This window comes from Parasphingopyxis sp. CP4 (genome assembly GCF_013378055.1).
Lineage (GTDB): Bacteria > Pseudomonadota > Alphaproteobacteria > Sphingomonadales > Sphingomonadaceae > Parasphingopyxis.
This window is the reverse complement of sequence record NZ_CP051130.1, coordinates 422,308-438,211: the sequence shown is the minus strand read 5'-3', so window position 1 is coordinate 438,211 and position 15,904 is coordinate 422,308. Positions and strand designations below refer to the sequence as shown.

The 15,904-nt window shown below is 58.1% G+C and carries 13 protein-coding genes; 6 read left to right on the top strand and 7 right to left on the bottom strand.

The window, feature by feature from the left end; all coding sequences use genetic code 11:
* The first annotated feature begins 32 nt into the window (after positions 1 to 32).
* Positions 33 to 1,397, top strand: coding sequence for an NAD-dependent succinate-semialdehyde dehydrogenase (locus HFP51_RS02120; RefSeq protein ID WP_176876492.1), 1,365 nt, complete (start codon positions 33 to 35; stop codon positions 1,395 to 1,397).
* Between the two features lies 1 nt (position 1,398).
* Here the strand turns inward: HFP51_RS02120 and HFP51_RS02115 are convergent, their stop codons facing one another.
* The 4 genes from HFP51_RS02115 to HFP51_RS02100 form a co-directional block, all read right to left on the bottom strand.
* Positions 1,399 to 3,066 (bottom strand): long-chain fatty acid--CoA ligase, encoded by a 1,668-nt coding sequence (locus HFP51_RS02115; RefSeq protein ID WP_176874147.1) that lies wholly within the window; start codon positions 3,064 to 3,066, stop codon positions 1,399 to 1,401.
* A gap of 69 nt (positions 3,067 to 3,135) precedes the next feature.
* Positions 3,136 to 3,897, bottom strand: coding sequence for a DUF1013 domain-containing protein (locus tag HFP51_RS02110; RefSeq protein ID WP_176876491.1), 762 nt, complete (start codon positions 3,895 to 3,897; stop codon positions 3,136 to 3,138).
* Positions 3,898 to 4,036: 139 nt separating this feature from the next.
* Positions 4,037 to 5,062: a glycosyltransferase family 1 protein gene (locus tag HFP51_RS02105; protein ID WP_176874146.1), complete on the bottom strand. Its 1,026-nt coding sequence runs from the start codon at positions 5,060 to 5,062 to the stop codon at positions 4,037 to 4,039.
* The gene (locus tag HFP51_RS02100) at positions 5,059 to 5,943 is read right to left on the bottom strand and encodes a UDP-2,3-diacylglucosamine diphosphatase (protein ID WP_176874145.1); all 885 of its coding nucleotides are present in this window, start codon (positions 5,941 to 5,943) and stop codon (positions 5,059 to 5,061) included. The genes HFP51_RS02105 and HFP51_RS02100 overlap by 4 nt, the downstream gene beginning before the upstream one ends.
* Positions 5,944 to 6,064: 121 nt before the next feature.
* Between HFP51_RS02100 and HFP51_RS02095 the strand changes: the two genes are divergently transcribed.
* Positions 6,065 to 7,726, top strand: a complete 1,662-nt coding sequence (locus tag HFP51_RS02095) for a GSCFA domain-containing protein (RefSeq protein ID WP_176874144.1) — start codon at positions 6,065 to 6,067, stop codon at positions 7,724 to 7,726.
* A 14-nt stretch (positions 7,727 to 7,740) separates the two neighbouring features.
* On the opposite strand, the gene HFP51_RS02090 is transcribed toward HFP51_RS02095, so the two are convergent.
* Both HFP51_RS02090 and HFP51_RS02085 read right to left on the bottom strand, forming a co-directional pair.
* Positions 7,741 to 8,358 (bottom strand): glutathione S-transferase family protein, encoded by a 618-nt coding sequence (locus HFP51_RS02090; RefSeq protein ID WP_176874143.1) that lies wholly within the window; start codon positions 8,356 to 8,358, stop codon positions 7,741 to 7,743.
* A 2-nt stretch (positions 8,359 to 8,360) separates the two neighbouring features.
* Positions 8,361 to 9,359, bottom strand: coding sequence for an NAD(P)H-quinone oxidoreductase (locus tag HFP51_RS02085; RefSeq protein ID WP_176874142.1), 999 nt, complete (start codon positions 9,357 to 9,359; stop codon positions 8,361 to 8,363).
* Between the two features lie 75 nt (positions 9,360 to 9,434).
* Here HFP51_RS02085 and HFP51_RS02080 point away from each other — a divergent pair, with 75 nt between their 5' ends.
* From HFP51_RS02080 to HFP51_RS02065, 4 genes are all read left to right on the top strand, one after another.
* Complete coding sequence (locus HFP51_RS02080) at positions 9,435 to 9,632, top strand: DUF1192 domain-containing protein (protein WP_176874141.1); 198 nt, start codon at positions 9,435 to 9,437, stop codon at positions 9,630 to 9,632.
* Between the two features lie 145 nt (positions 9,633 to 9,777).
* The gene (gene clpA / locus HFP51_RS02075; RefSeq protein WP_176874140.1) at positions 9,778 to 12,108 is read left to right on the top strand and encodes an ATP-dependent Clp protease ATP-binding subunit ClpA; all 2,331 of its coding nucleotides are present in this window, start codon (positions 9,778 to 9,780) and stop codon (positions 12,106 to 12,108) included.
* A gap of 158 nt (positions 12,109 to 12,266) precedes the next feature.
* On the top strand, positions 12,267 to 14,477 hold the full coding sequence (locus HFP51_RS02070; protein ID WP_176874139.1) for a transglycosylase domain-containing protein: 2,211 nt from the start codon (positions 12,267 to 12,269) through the stop codon (positions 14,475 to 14,477).
* A gap of 71 nt (positions 14,478 to 14,548) precedes the next feature.
* Complete coding sequence (locus HFP51_RS02065) at positions 14,549 to 15,175, top strand: glutathione S-transferase family protein (RefSeq protein WP_176874138.1); 627 nt, start codon at positions 14,549 to 14,551, stop codon at positions 15,173 to 15,175.
* A gap of 136 nt (positions 15,176 to 15,311) precedes the next feature.
* Here the strand turns inward: HFP51_RS02065 and HFP51_RS02060 are convergent, their stop codons facing one another.
* The gene (locus tag HFP51_RS02060; RefSeq protein ID WP_176874137.1) at positions 15,312 to 15,875 is read right to left on the bottom strand and encodes a hypothetical protein; all 564 of its coding nucleotides are present in this window, start codon (positions 15,873 to 15,875) and stop codon (positions 15,312 to 15,314) included.
* Positions 15,876 to 15,904: the final 29 nt, after the last annotated feature.

Below are 15,904 nucleotides of genomic sequence, written 5' to 3'. Positions count from 1 at the left end.
GTCACCGATCGGCACGAAAACGAGGGGGAATGATGCCTACACAAGTAAATCCGGCCACTGGCGAAGAGGGCAAGACCTTTCCGGCACTGACCGATGAGCAAATCGAAGCAAAGCTCGCCAAGGCAAGCGAAACCTTTCGATCGTGGCGCACCACCGATCTTTCGACCCGAACGGACTTGCTGATCCGCATTGCCGACCAGTTTGCCGCGCAGAAGGAATCGCTCGCGAACATTATTACCGCCGAGATGGGCAAACCCATCACCCAGGCCCGTGCCGAGATCGACAAATGCGAAAAGGCATTTCGCTTCTACGCCAAGAACGGCCCGCCAATGCTGGCGCCGGTCGAGCAGAAATTGGTGAGCGGAACATCAGTCTCCCATTGGCTGCCGCAAGGCCCGGTGCTGGCAGTGATGCCGTGGAATTACCCCCTATGGCAGGTTGTCCGCTTCATGGCGCCGACGATCATGGCCGGTAATGTCGGGGTGCTGAAACATGCCAGTTCGACACCGGGTTGCGCTGCTGCGCTTGAACAGATCGTTCTTGATGCAGGCGGTCCCGAAGGCGTTTTCCAGAATCTGCACATCAGCGCCTCCAAAGTAGCAGGGATTATCGCGGATGATCGCATCGTCGCCGTCACCATTACGGGCAGCGAAGGCGCAGGCATCAAGGTCGCCGAAGCGGCTGGCCATAACCTCAAAAAGGTCGTGCTGGAACTGGGTGGTTCGGATCCGTTTATCGTGATGCCGAGCGCCGATGTTCGCAAAGCGGCGGAAACCGCGGTCACTGCACGCCTCCAAAATGCCGGGCAAAGCTGTATCTGCGGGAAACGGATGATCGTCCACGAAGATGTCTATGACGAGTTTATGGAGATTTTTGTCGAGGGCGTGAAAACCATCAAGATTGGTGATCCGACCGACGATGGCACCCAAATGGGACCGCTCTCGAGTGTTGGCGCGCGAGACGAGATTGCCGCGCAGCTGGACCAGGCCGTGCAATCCGGTGCGAACAAACTTTATGGTGGCGATATCCCGGACCAGCCGGGCGCTTGGATGACGCCGGCTATTTTGACCGACATTCCGGATGACGCCCCCGTCGCACGGGAGGAGTTTTTCGGACCGGTAGCAATGGTGTTCAAGATCAAGGATATCGACGAAGCGGTTGCGGTTGCGAACAATATCCCGTTCGGCCTCGGCTCCAGCGCCTGGACCAATGACGCCGACGAACAAGCCCGTTTCATTCGCGATATCGAGGCCGGGATGACCGCTATCAACCAGATGTTGGCGTCCGATCCCTATGCACCCTTTGGCGGGGTCAAACGCTCCGGCCATGGTCGCGAACTGGGCTCACACGGTCTGCACGAGTTCATGAACCTCAAAAATGTGATGCTGCCGGAGTAGCTTAGACGCCCTCTTCCGCGCGCAAGGCCTTGCGATCCAGCTTGCCGATCATTGTCTTGGGAAGCTCGTCGCGCACGACGACCGCGGTTACCTGCTCATGCTTGCCGAGTTGCGGGTTGAGCCAGGCAGTCAGCTCTTCACCCGTCGTGGTTGCGCCGGTTTCCAGGGCCACAAAGGCTTTCGGTTTCTCACCGGTATAATTGTCCGGAATCCCGATCACGAGCGCCTCTTTGATCGCGCGATGCGAATAGAGGACCTCTTCGAGCTGGCTTGGGAAGACCTTGAACCCGGAGACCGCAATCATGTCCTTCAACCGATCGACGATGAAGATATAACCATCCTCGTCAATCGTGCCGACATCGCCGGTACGCAAAAAGCCATCATGCAGGATCTGGTCATCGGCATCGGGTCGGTTCCAATAGCCATACATGATCTGCGGGCCAGCAATCACGATCTCACCCGGTTCACCTTCAGGCGCCGGTTCGTTGGGATCTTCCTTGTCGACCAGCTTCACGATGGTGGCTGGCGCTGGCTGTCCGATCGAACCCGTCTTGTTCTCGCCCTCATAGGGGTTGCACGAGACGACACCGGAGCTTTCCGTCAGGCCATAGCCTTCGACGAGCTTTGCGCCGGTCATCGCCTCGAACTTGGCTTTGGTCTCGGCCGGTAGCGGCGCTCCGCCGGAAATACAGACGCGGAGCGAGCTGAAATCGGTCTTGCGCGTCAGCGGATGATCGAGCAGCGCGGTATACATGGTTGGCACACCGGGCAGCGCCGTTGCCCTTGTCCGCTCCATCGCTTTGAGAGCCTGGGCCGCATTCCAGCGCGGGAGCATGATGATTTCGCCGCCGCGCAATACGGTTCGGTTGAGCACGGTCGCGTTGGCGAAGACATGGAAGAAAGGAAGTACCCCCATGATCCGGTCATCGGCGGTTGGATCAGGATCAAATTCCTGGATCTGACGCGCATTGGCCGTGATATTCTGATGGGTCAGCATCGCACCTTTGGGGGTGCCAGTAGTACCGCCAGTATATTGGATCAGCGCGATATCCTTGCGCGGGTCGATCGGCACGCGGCCGCAATCGCCCTTATTATCAACCACCTCGCTGAACGGAATGATATCGCGACGTTTCGGGATATCGACCGATTCTCCGCCCTTAAACACCCGGAACATTAGTGATTTTGCAAGCGGCAGAGCCTCAACGACTGTACCGACAACCAGCTTTTCCAGCGAACTATTGTCAAGCACTTCGAGCGCAGTCGGCAGCAGGGCCTTGGCCGAGAGCGTGAAGAGCAGTTTCGTTCCGGAATCCTCAACCTGATGGGTGAGCTCATCGACTGTGTAGAGCGGCGAGAAATTGACGACCGTCGCGCCCATCTTCATCGCGCCATAATAGGCGGCAAGATAATGCGGCACATTGGGCAGGAAAATCCCGACCCGATCGCCTCTCTTGATGCCCAGCTTTTGCAGGCCGCGCGCAACGCGGTTCACGCCAAGCCGAACATCCGCATAGCTATATTTGCGGCCCATAAAGTCCGCGAGATAGGCATCGGGATGGGCTGAAGCGCTATCGGCGAACATCTGCGGCACGGTGAGCGGCGCATAGGTTTTATCCCATGTCCCAGGATGCCGATAATCATCGCGCCAGATGTCAGGAATTTCTACCATGATCGCCCTATAGCAAGGACGACCGGCAAATCAAATTACTGACATCCCTGTCAGTAACCGAACTGGCATCTAGTCGTCTTTTTTCTTGAACAGCTCTTCAGCCCCTTCCGGCAATGCCTTCGGAGCGCTGTCTTCGGACGGCGCTTCGGGCCAACTTGGCGCGGCATCGGCATCTTCTGCGGCCGGGGCTTCTTCACCCGCTTCTTCTGCGGCTTCGGCTGCCAAAGCCGCTTCGGCTTCCGCAGCTGCCTCACGACGTTCATTACGCAGTTCAGCGATCAGCGCTTCGCGATCGCCTTCGATCGTTTCGTCCTTCGGCGCTTCGATGCCCGCTTTCTTGGCGGCTTTGGCAACGACCGCATCAAGCTCGCGCTGCGAACACAGGCCCAGCGTAACCGGGTCCTTCGGAACGATTTCGGCGATATTCCAATGCGTGCGATCGCGGATCGCATTGATCGTGTTCCGCGTGGTGCCAATCAGCTTGCCAACCTGCGCGTCGGAGATTTCCGGATGGTTGCGCAGCAACCAGGCGATGCCGTCGGGCTTGTCCTGACGCTTGGAAACCGGCGTGTAGCGCGGGCCCTTGGTGCGGCGAATCTGTTCTGGGCCTTCGAGCATTTCGAGGCGATAATCGGGGTCTGCCTGGCCTTTTTCGATCTCTTCCATCGTCACCTCATGGGCGGCAATCGGATCGCGTCCGGTGAGCTTGGTAGCAGCCGTATCATCGGCAATTGCCTGCACCTCGAGGATATGCAGACCGCAAAATTCAGCGATCTGTTCAAAGGACAATGCAGTGTTGTCGACCAGCCAGCTCGCGGTCGCATGGGGCATCAATGGATGGGCCATCTTGAACTCCAGAAATTAAAAGGGCCGCCCCTGCGGGACGGCCATCGTTGGGCTCCAGATAGGCCGAATTACCGAGCGCGGCAAGTCCTGTGCCGACTGTCCGGCAATGCAGGCGATCCGACCGCTAGGCGGCTACCGGCAATTCAGGGGTGATCGGTTCCAATGCTGCCAAAAACTGCCGGGCACTTTCAGCCCAGCTATAGCTTTGCGCATAGCGGGCGCAGGCTTGGCGATCCCGGCCCAACCCGCCGACGATCGCCCGATCGAGATCGTCATCGAGACATCCCACTGCATCGCCAACGATATCAACTGGCCCCGTCACCGGATAGGCGGCAACCGGCGTGCCGCACGCGAGCGCCTCTATAAGAACCAACCCGAAAGTGTCGGTTTTGCTGGGAAAAACAAATATGTCGGCACCGGCATATGCGCTCGCCAGTTCTTCGCCGAATAGCGGACCAAGAAACACAACGTCCGGATAGGCTCTTTCGAGGCCGGCCCGCGCTGGCCCATCGCCGACGACCACCTTGGTGCCAGTATGGCGCGTTGCGAGGAACGCTTCGATATTCTTTTCCACGGCGACGCGGCCGACATAGAGCTGGATCGGACCGTCCATGTCGGTAAGGGCCGGATGCGGCGGGCGATCAGGTGAAAACAAATCCAGATCAACACCGCGGCTCCACGGCCGTACGTGAGAAATTCCATGGTCTCGCAACTCTGCGCGAATGGAATCTGTGGTTGTAAGTACGGCGCTCGACGGCGCATGAAAGCGACGGATAAAGGGCCAGATCAAATCGGCAGGCAGGCCGGTGCGCTTGGCGACATAGTCCGGGAATTGCGTGTGATAGGCCGTGGTGAACGGCAGCCCGTTGCGCTTGCACCAGCGCCGCGCCGCCAGGCCCAGCGGCCCTTCGGTTGAGATATGAATTGCATCAGCGCCGATCGCTGCCAGCCGGGCACCCACTGCGTCTGCCGTCGTCAGGGCCAGGCGGATTTCGGCATAGGTCGGACAGGGTACCGATCGAAATTGATCCGGAGAGACGATATGCACATAATGACCGAGCTTTTCGAGCTCATGTCGCGTCGCCTTGAGCGTTCGCACGACGCCATTCACTTGCGGTTCCCACGCATCGGTGACGAGGACGATTCTCATGCGGCTTCCCTCCCCTCATCTTGCTCGAGCTCGAAGGCCCGGATCGCATTGCGCGCGGCAATTTCGTCGGCCCAATGCAGGATCTCCATGCGCCCGTCGAAATGCTCGACCAAAGCCGTGCATCCTTCGACCCAATCGCCATCATTATAATATTCAATGCCATCGATATCGCGCATTTCAGCGGTGTGGATGTGGCCGCATACAACACCGTCAACGCCCCGTTTTCCAGCCTCCTCAGACACAATTTCCTCGAACTTCGAGATGAACTCGACGGCGTTCTTCACCTTGTGCTTGGCGTGCTTTGAGAGCGACCAATAGGGTCGGCCAAACCGGCGGCGTATGCCATTTACCCAGTGGTTGAGCGCCATCATGACGGTGTAGGCTGCATCGCCGACATGGGCGAGCCAGCGATGCGACAACATAATCGCGTCAAACTCGTCGCCATGAAGCACCAGCAAGCGGCGGCCGTCGGCGGTCTGATGAATGGCCTTGCGCCGGATCTCGACCTTGCCGAAATTCAACCCGGTAAACTGGCGGAACATTTCATCATGATTGCCCGGAATGTAGACTATGCGGGTGCCGCGCCGCGCGCGCTTCAGGACGCGCCAAATCACGTCATTATGTTCTGACGGCCAGTAGAATTTCTTTTTCATCCGCCAGCCATCAATGATGTCACCGACCAGATACATGGTGTCGCTATCGGTGTTGTCGAGAAAATCGATCAGCAACTCCGAATTGCATCCCTTGGTACCGAGATGAATGTCAGAGACCCAGATTGTTCGGTAACGTTTGCGCTGGTGATCAGGTTCAGGACCGGTCAGTCGCTTGTCCTGCAAATTGGAGATCGCAGCGTCTTTCAGGAAATCATGCGGTGCTTCCATGACGAACCCCTATCGGTTGCTCCGCCTGGAAGCCTATGACGTTTTATTGTTACAGCTAAACGACGGTTCCGCGCATTTTTTCCAGTTGCCAATATGGGAATGCCCAAATAGCAGTGACGCTATGGCGATCCTGAAGATACCCAGCACAACCGCAATACAGACGCTGAAGAGCAACAAAGTCTCGAACTGGGGGAACCGGACGGATCAGAACCGTGTCGAACCCATTGCCGCTCCAGCTTTTGAGGCACCGTTCCAACTTTCACCCGGCGAGAAAATCTATACGATTGGCTCGTGCTTCGCGCGCCATGTCGAGACCAAATTAATCGAGCAAGGCTTCGACTTGCCGATGAGAAACCTCTTCGAAGCCCCCGAATTCGAAGGTTTGCATCCCAACATTGTCAACAATTTTGGGACACCATCGATCTTCAACGAAATTGCATGGGCATTTGATGAAGTGCCTTTCGACGAAGATACCGCATTCCTGAAAATGGCACCGGACAAATATACCGACCTGCACATGGTATCGAGTTTGCGCCCTGCTCCCATTGAGATTCTCAGACAGCGACGCGCGCGCCTGTTCGATGCCACACGCTCGCTGGCTGATTGTCGTGTCGTGATCATGACGCTTGGATTGATCGAAATCTGGTGGGACGAGGAAGCCGGGCTTTACCTGAATACACAACCACCGCGCTCGGCTCACAAGGAAAACCCAGACCGTTTCTCGCTGCATGTTCTGGGGGTCGACGAGTGCGTGGATTATCTTGAACGGACGATTGATATCATGGTTCGGCATGGCAAGCCGGATCTCCAGATGGTCTTGACCGTATCACCGGTCCCGATGACGAGTACGCACAGGCCCATCGATGTGATGATTGCAAACACCTATTCAAAATCAGTTCTGCGGGTGGTCGCGGAATATATTGTCAGCAAACATGACCAGGTTACCTATTTCCCGAGCTATGAGACTGTCACGCTCAGCAACCGCCAGCTCTCCTGGATGGACGATTTCGTCCATGTCCGTGATGAGATGATCGGTTTTAATGTCGAACGGATGGTCAACGCATATTCGGGAAATGCGCGAACGGCCGATATCGCGCTCGCGACAGACGTCGCGGCAAATGCCGAGGATGTCGAGACTGGCTTCATGGCTGAAAAAGCGCGCCAGGCCCGCCTGGACAGTGACGCCGATTTCTTTCGCGAGCACGCAGAACATAGCGCGTCATCTCCAAGTTTCGCGATCGAACATGCACGGTATCTGCTCGATGAAGGGGAATATGCTGAAGCACTCCGCATCATCGAGGATGATGACAGCATTGAAGCTCAGCTTGTGACGGCCAAATGCCTGATCGGAACGAAGGATTTCGACGAAGCGATCAAAACCGCCTGGAATGTCTGCCTCTCGCCGAACAAGGGCATGAACCAGTGGCGCGTATTGCTCGAGGCCACAGCGGCCCGTGGAATGAGCATCGAAGAACTGGAAGAGATTGAAGAGAAATGGCTCCCTGCCGCACCTGGTGCACAACATATGGTCAAATTCCTGTGCGGATCAGCGCTGCGTAGAAGTGGTTTTCCAGAGCAAGGCTTGGAGCGCCTTACCTTCGCCATCGAAGATTCTCGGTCCGTGGGCACGGCGATTATCGAATATGCGCGATGCTTGATTGATATCGGAGATGTTCCCGCCGCCATAGAGAAACTGCGCGGTTTCGAAGGCGACAATGAACACCAGAAGTTCAGGGTCCAGAACATCCTGAAACGTGCGGAAGCCATGCTAGAGAGCAATTAGATCGCCCGGCGATTTTATACTTCCATCTCGACATGGCCGGGAAGCGATGCGACCCGGTCCAGCCAGCGCTTCACGGCGGGCCAGCGGGAAAGATCGAATTCCCCCTCCTCTGCGACGTGCGTGTATGCGTAGAGGGCGATATCGGCGAGCGTAAACTGGTCGCCGAGCATGAAATCTCGCGATCCAAGATGCCCGTCCATCAGCGTAAGCGCAGCTTCGCCACCCGCCAGTTTGTCCGGGATGGCATCGCGTTGCTTGTCACTCAGATTGTCCTTGCCGACATAGAGATAGAAGAAGCGCATCTCCGCGATCGTCGGCTCATGCTTATGCTGTTCCCAGAACATCCAGCGCAGCATGTCGGCATGGTCGAACCGATCGTCGGGGATCAGATCACTACCCGTGGCAAGCAAATAACAGGCTGCATTGCTTTCCGGCATGTAGCGATCGCCAAGCTGCAGCACTGGTATCTTGCCGTTTGCGTTGATCGTTTCGAGGAATTCCGGCGTCCGGGTCTCACCGCGCATGACGTCATAGCGCTTGCGCTTGATCGGAATGTCGAGATGGCCCGCAGTCAGCCGGATTTTATAGCAGTTGCCGCTCCGCGGGTCCTCGTGAAGGATCAACGGCTCCACCGTCAGACTTCCAGGATGATCTTGCCGATATGCGCGCCGGCTTCCATGTGCCGATGCGCGCCAGCCGCGTCAGCCATCGGAAAACTCCGGTCCATGACGGGTCGCAGCTTGCCGTCCGCAACAAATGGCCAGGCCGTGCGTTCGATCTCATCGGCGAGCAGCCCCTTGAACTCGACCGAACGCGCACGCAGCGTCGAACCCGTGAGCATCAGCCGTCGGCTCATCACCTGCGCCATGTTGATCGTCGCTTCGAGGCCGCCCTGGACGGCAATCGTCACATGTCGGCCATCTTCTTTCAGGCATTGGAGGTTGCGCGCAACATAATCGCCCGCCACCATATCGATTACGATCTCGACACCATTGCCGTCGGTCAGGCGCTTCACTTCCTCGACAAAATCCTGGCTCTTGTAGTTGATCGCGTGGGCCGCGCCGATCTCGACAGCGGCGGCGCATTTATCATCGCTGCCACATGTCACGATCACGGTCAGGCCAAACAGCTTGCCAAGCATGATCGCCATTGAACCGATGCCGCTGGTTCCGCCATGGACGAGAACCGTTTCGCCTTCGCGCGCATAGGCGCGCTCAAACAGATTGTGCCACACCGTGAATATCGTTTCCGGGAGTGCGGCGGCTTCTTGCAGCGACAGTCCTTCGGGAACCGGCAGGCATTGGACTACGGGCGCGGTGCAATATTCCGCGTAACCGCCGCCGGCGACCAGTGCGCAAACCTCTTGGCCCATCAGCTCGGCATTCACCCCTTCGCCCAGCGCGACAACTTCGCCGGCGATCTCGAGGCCCGGAATGGACGGCGCGCCTGGTGGTGGCGGATAGAAACCTTTGCGCTGGACAATATCAGGGCGATTCACACCGGCGGCCGCAACCTTGACCAGGACTTCGCCAGCCACTGGCTCTGGCACCGGCCGCGTAACTGTGACGAGCACGTCCGGTTCGCCTGGCCCTTCCATATCGATGGCCGTCATTTCGGTCGGCAGCGTTGCCATGGTTATCCCCTGCTCAAGCACCCCAAATCGCGCTGCCTTATTGACAGCCGTGGGTCGAGGGTCAACGTTAGAACCATGGATTTGGACGAACTTTTCGCCAAGAAGCCCGGAGATCCGCTCACTCAGCTGTGTACCGAGGATCTCGACCCCCTTTCGGTCGAGGAGTTGGAGACGCGAATTCAGGCACTTGAGGGTGAAATTGCGCGGGTAAAAGCCAAGCTTGACGGTGCGGTTACCCACCGAAAAGAAGCCGACGAGCTGTTCAAGCGATGAAGCAAGCGGCGGATATCATTGCACAACCGCCGAATTTCGGGACTTTCGCCCTTTCCCTTCATCCCTCTGTTAACTTTTCCAACAAGCATTCCCATATAGGATTGACCGGGTCTCGGATGTTTCGAGACCGGCAAGGAGTTAACTAATGCCCTCTTTTGCTCGTGAATTGGAACAAACGCTGCATAATGCGCTCGCCGAGGCGGCGAACCGCAAACATGAATATGCAACGCTGGAACATCTGCTGCTGGCGCTGACCGATGACGATCATGCGGCCCAGGTGATGACGGCGTGCGGCGTCGAGATATCGGAACTGCAGGAAGCGGTCGCCGTCTATCTCGATAACGAGCTCGAAGCACTACGCATCGATGGTGCGACAGACCCCTCTCCGACCAGCGGCTTCCAGCGCGTCGTGCAACGCGCCATCCTGCATGTGCAATCCTCCGGACGTGATGAAGTGACCGGCGCCAATGTGCTCGTCGCCTTGTTCTCGGAACGCGAAAGCTATGCCGTCTATTTCCTCCAGCAACAGGATATGAGCCGGCTCGATGCGGTCAGCTTCATCTCCCATGGTGTTGGTAAGGGCGACGCGCTGAGCGAAAGCCGCGAAATTAGCGGCGCCGAAGACGAAGAGCAGCCCGAGCAGAAAGTCGGCGGCAAGAAGAAAGCCGAAAGCCCGCTCAAGCAGTTCTGCGTCAACCTCAACGAGAAGGCCGAAGCCGGCAAGATCGATCCGCTGATTGGCCGCGCTACCGAAGTTGATCGGACGGTTCAGATCCTCTGTCGGCGGTCCAAGAACAACCCGCTCTATGTGGGTGAACCTGGAGTCGGCAAGACCGCGATCGCCGAAGGTCTGGCGCGTCGGATTGTCGAAGAAGATGTTCCCGACGTGCTCCAGCCGGCCGTGATCTACGCGCTCGATATGGGCGCGCTGTTGGCCGGTACGCGCTATCGCGGCGATTTCGAAGAACGGTTGAAGGCGGTTGTGTCCGAACTGGAGAAGATGCCGGATGCCATTCTCTTTATCGATGAAATTCATACGGTTATCGGCGCGGGCGCTACATCCGGTGGCGCAATGGATGCGTCGAACCTGCTAAAGCCTGCTCTATCGAGCGGCGCGATCCGCTGCATCGGTTCGACGACCTACAAGGAATTCCGGAACCATTTCGAAAAAGACCGGGCCTTGCTGAGGCGCTTCCAGAAGATCGATATCAACGAGCCCTCAGTCGAAGACACGATCAAGATCCTTCAAGGCCTGCGTCCACATTACGAAGAGCATCACAACGTCAAATACACGGCGGATGCGATCAAGGCGGCGGTCGAACTTTCGACGCGCTACATCAATGACCGCAAGCTGCCCGACAAGGCGATCGACGTGATCGACGAAACCGGTGCAAGCCAAATGCTGGTCGCTCCATCCAAGCGCCGCAAGATGATTACGCCGAACGAGATCGAGCAAGTTATCTCTATGATGGCGCGGATCCCGCCCAAGCAAGTCTCTACCGATGACAAGCAAGCGCTCGAATCGCTCGATACCGATCTGAAGCGCGTCGTGTTTGGCCAGGATCTGGCGATCGACACGCTGGCGTCTGCGATCAAGCTGAGCCGTGCTGGTTTGCGCGAACCGCAAAAACCGATCGGCAATTACCTGTTCACTGGCCCGACCGGTGTCGGCAAGACCGAAGTCGCGCGGCAGCTCAGCTCAATCATGGGCATCCCGCTCGAGCGCTTCGACATGTCGGAATATATGGAGCGGCATAGCGTTTCACGACTTATCGGCGCGCCTCCCGGCTATGTCGGCTATGATCAGGGCGGCCTCCTTACCGATGCCGTAGATCAGCATCCGCATTGCGTACTGCTGCTCGATGAGATCGAAAAAGCCCATCCGGATCTGTTCAACGTGCTGTTGCAGGTGATGGATAATGGCAAGCTCACCGATCATCACGGCAAGACGGTCGATTTCCGCAATGTCATCCTGATCATGACAACCAATGCCGGCGCTGCCGATATGGCGAGCGAAGGCATCGGCTTTGGCGACATTTCCAAGGAAGACGCCAGCGAAGAAGCGGTCAAGAAGATGTTCACGCCGGAATTCCGCAACCGCCTCGATGCGATTGTGCCGTTCGGCTATCTGCCACCCGCCGTGGTTGCCCGGGTAGTCGACAAGTTCATCCTGGAGCTCGAACTGCAGCTCGCCGATCGCGAAGTGCATATCAAGCTGGACGATGAATCGAAGACCTGGCTTACCGAGCGCGGTTATGACCGGCTCTATGGTGCCCGCCCGATGAGCCGCCTGATCCAGGAGAAGGTCAAGCAGCCTCTCGCTGAGGAATTACTGTTCGGCAAACTGGTCAATGGCGGTGAAGTCGATGTTTCGGTCAAGGATGATGCGCTCGAGTTTCAGCTGACACCGGCTCCGCCCAAGCGCAAACCACCGAAAAAGAAGAAAAAACCTGCGGCCAAGCCAAAGGCGAAATGATCGGAGCGGCGAGCAACTCATGGGTTTCTCGCCGCTTTTTTCTTGCGCAGCCGTACAGCCCAGCTTCAGATTGATGCATTAGACCATGGTCAGGGTCGCGATCAGGGGACACACAGGCTGGCATCATGCCATTTTGTGTAGTATATGACTAATACACTATGGCCGATCGTGACTTCCCTTTTGAGCGCCGAAGCTATGAAGACCGTCAATCGCGCCTGATCGGACCCCATGCCGACGATCCGGCCTTCGATCCCTATTATCGCAGCGACCCGCGTCGCGAACCACCGGAACCGGTCGATTCCGATTATCCCGGCTATTCCGAATATGCCCGTCACCGGGATGATCCAGTCTATGACGAATATCCATTCGAATATGAAGATGGTGATTTCGAAGAGCCCCCGCCGCGGCGCAAGAAGCGCTGGATCATCCTCAAATGGATGCTGCGGCTTGCCATGGGTTTTCTCACGCTGCTGCTATTATGGCTGATCATATTCGCGCCGATCTCCCAGACCGCCGAACCGCTTGTACCCCCGCCCATCGTCCTGACGGCGGAAGACGGGAGCCCGGTCGCCAGAATGGGGCCAGTGATGGATCGCCCGGTCCGGGTGGATGAGCTTCCCGACTATGTCGCGCAGGCGTTCATGGCGATTGAGGATCGGCGCTACGAAGATCATTGGGGCATCGATCCGCGTGGCATCGCACGCGCCCTTTGGACCAACATCACCTCTGACGCGACCCATGGTGGCAGTACGATTACCCAGCAGCTTGCCAAGCTCACCTATCTGGAATCGGATCGCACGCTCAGCCGCAAGATCCAGGAAGTGCCGATCGCGCTGTGGCTCGAAATCTGGCTCAGCAAGGATGAAATCCTCGAACGCTATCTGTCGAACGTCTATTTCGGCGACAATGTTTATGGCCTGCGGGCCGCCTCTCTGCACTATTTCTACCGGCACCCGGAAAACCTTACCCTCTCCCAGGCAACGATGCTGGCCGGCTTGGTGAAAGCGCCGTCGCGGCTCGCACCGACCCGCAATCTAGAAGGTGCCCAGGCTCGCCAACAGGTTGTCATCGCCGCGATGGCAGATGCCGGTTATCTGACCCGCGCCGAAGCCGATGCGATCGAGCTGGCGACAGTCGATCATCGACCGCCACCCGCCATGCCGCGCGGTGGCTATTTTGCCGACTGGGCGATCCAGGAAGCTCGCGCCGGCCGTGATCGGGGGTATCAGAGCGTCGAAGTGGCCACGACGCTGAATCAGGATCTCCAAGCCCTGGCCGAACGTGTCACACAACAGCAAACGCCAGCCGGCGCACAGGTCGCGCTGGTTGCGATGCGACCGAATGGCGAGGTCGTCGCCATGGTCGGCGGACGCGATTATTCGGAATCGCCTTTCAATCGGGCGACGCAGGCGAACCGCCAGCCGGGCTCAACCTTCAAACTGATCGTCTATTTGGCGGCCCTGGAAGCCGGGATGACGCCAGATATGCTGGTCGATGACAGTCCAATTGAAACCGGCAGCTATCGCCCCAGCAATTATGGCGGTCGCTATCGCGGTGAGATCACCCTGCGCGAAGCCTTTGCCTATTCGAGCAATGTCGTCGCCGTTCGGCTGTATCAGGAACTTGGCAGCGAAGCGGTTGCGAATGCAGCGGAAATACTTGGTATCGATCGTGAATTTCCGGCCAATGCCAGTGTTGCGCTAGGCAGCGCTGAAATGCCGCTCATCGAACTGGTTTCGGCCTATGCAATGGTCCTTAACGACGGCTACCAGGTCGATCCCCACGCCATCGCGCGCCCGGAACCGGGCGTTTTTGAACGCTTCCTCGATCGGCGACCGCGCTTGTCCGCGCATCGCCGAAACCAGCTGCGCGACCTGCTCGAAACCGCGATCACCGATGGCACAGGTCGAGCGGCCAATCTTTCGATCCCCGCCTTCGGCAAGACAGGCACAAGCCAGGACAGCCGCGACACTCTCTTTGTCGGGTTCGCCGGGAATCTTGTCGTCGGAATATGGATTGGCAATGACGACAACACACCGCTTGGCGAGGCAAGCGGCGGCGGAATACCGGCACAGATGTGGCGCGCTTTCATGATTGGCGCTGTTCCGAACGCAGAGCCGCGACGGGCGCGCAGCATCGATTCAGGCGGAGACGATCGCGTCGCCATTCTCTCCAATCCCGAGTTTCGTATCGACCCGGATGGCGGCATCACCATCGATACGCAGCTCGGCGGTGCGCGGATCACCTTTGATGGTGATGAACTCAATTTCGAGCCGAATGACGATCTCCGTCGTCGTCTGGATGAGCTTGAGGAGCTGGGTGACAGGGCTGATCGCGCTATCGACGAAAACGAACGATCTGGCCGTTAGGCAAGCCGCAGACATTCCCCTACCCGCCGATCAGCGATAGCATCTTCGTCTACCCGAACAGGAGATGGACGATGGCGCTGACTTTTTACACCAACCCGATGTCGCGCGGACAGATTGCGCGCTGGATGCTCGAAGAAGTCGGTGCCCCCTATGAGCAGATCCTGCTCGACTATGGGACGACGATGAAGGCCGACGACTATCTCGCTATCAATCCGATGGGCAAAGTCCCGGCAATCAAACATGGCGACAAGGTGATCACGGAATGTGCGGCGATCTGCGCTTATCTGGCCGAAGCCTTTCCCGAAGCCGGCCTGGCCCCGATATCCGATGAAGAGCGGGCAGATTATTATCGCTGGATGTTCTTCGGCGCCGGGCCACTGGAAAGCGCGGTAACGATGAATTCGCTGGGCTGGTCACCGGATGAAGAGCAGGAACGCATGGTCGGATTCGGCGATTATGACAGGGTCGTCGATGTGCTCGACACCTATTTCAAATCCCATGAGTATGTGTGCGGAGAGCGGTTTACGGCCGCCGATGTCTATGTCGGCGCACATATCGATTGGGGCATGGCATTTGGCAGCTTGCCAGAGCGCGATTCCTTCAATGCCTATGCAGGGCGCTTACGTGATCGCGCGCCCTATAAGCGGGCCAAAGCGATCGATATGGAACTCATGCCCGAGCAGCCGACCGCCGAGTAATAACCCATCCCAAATAAGGGGGGGGTCCGCCCCCTCGGGGGTGAGGGAGCGGACCGGGTCGCAGGGTCGGGTTGCACGTCGGAACACTAAAGGACGCACCCCTGCACAGGGTCTGGGTTGATTTGAGGCTCGCCGATTAGCGCCGCCGACGATTGACGGTGCGACGCGTGGTTGTCACCCGGCGCGCACCATCTGCATTTCCTGCGACCACACGACGTGTCCGGGTATTTCCATTCTGGCGGACGCGGACATTGCGACCGGCCACCACATCACCATCACTGTTGCGGACACGTTGCTGGCGATCGAAACCGTTCGGCGTGCGCCGCCCGCGGGCATCATAGGTATAGCTATTGCCGTTGAAGCCCGTGCCGGAACCGCTCGTGCGATAGCCGTTCTCGGTGCGCACGCGTTCGCCCTCATAGGACCGCGTATCGCCATTGAAGCGGGTGCGGGTGCCGCTGATTGTCGCGCCCGTGTCCGTGCGCTGGGTTTCCCGATAGGCTGTAGCAACCGCGCCATCTTCCTTGCGGGTCAGCGTTGAATCGACGGTCCGCAGACCGGCATCGCGGTCGCGGGTAACGACGCGCTCGCCTTCGACACGCGGAGTATCGATGGTGATGGTCCGCGTCTGCGCCTCGGCCAAAGCCGGCCCGGGCAACAGCAATGCGATTGCAGCGGTAGTCCAAAAATTGGGTTTCATTTTACTCTCCCTACTGGATACGCGACAGC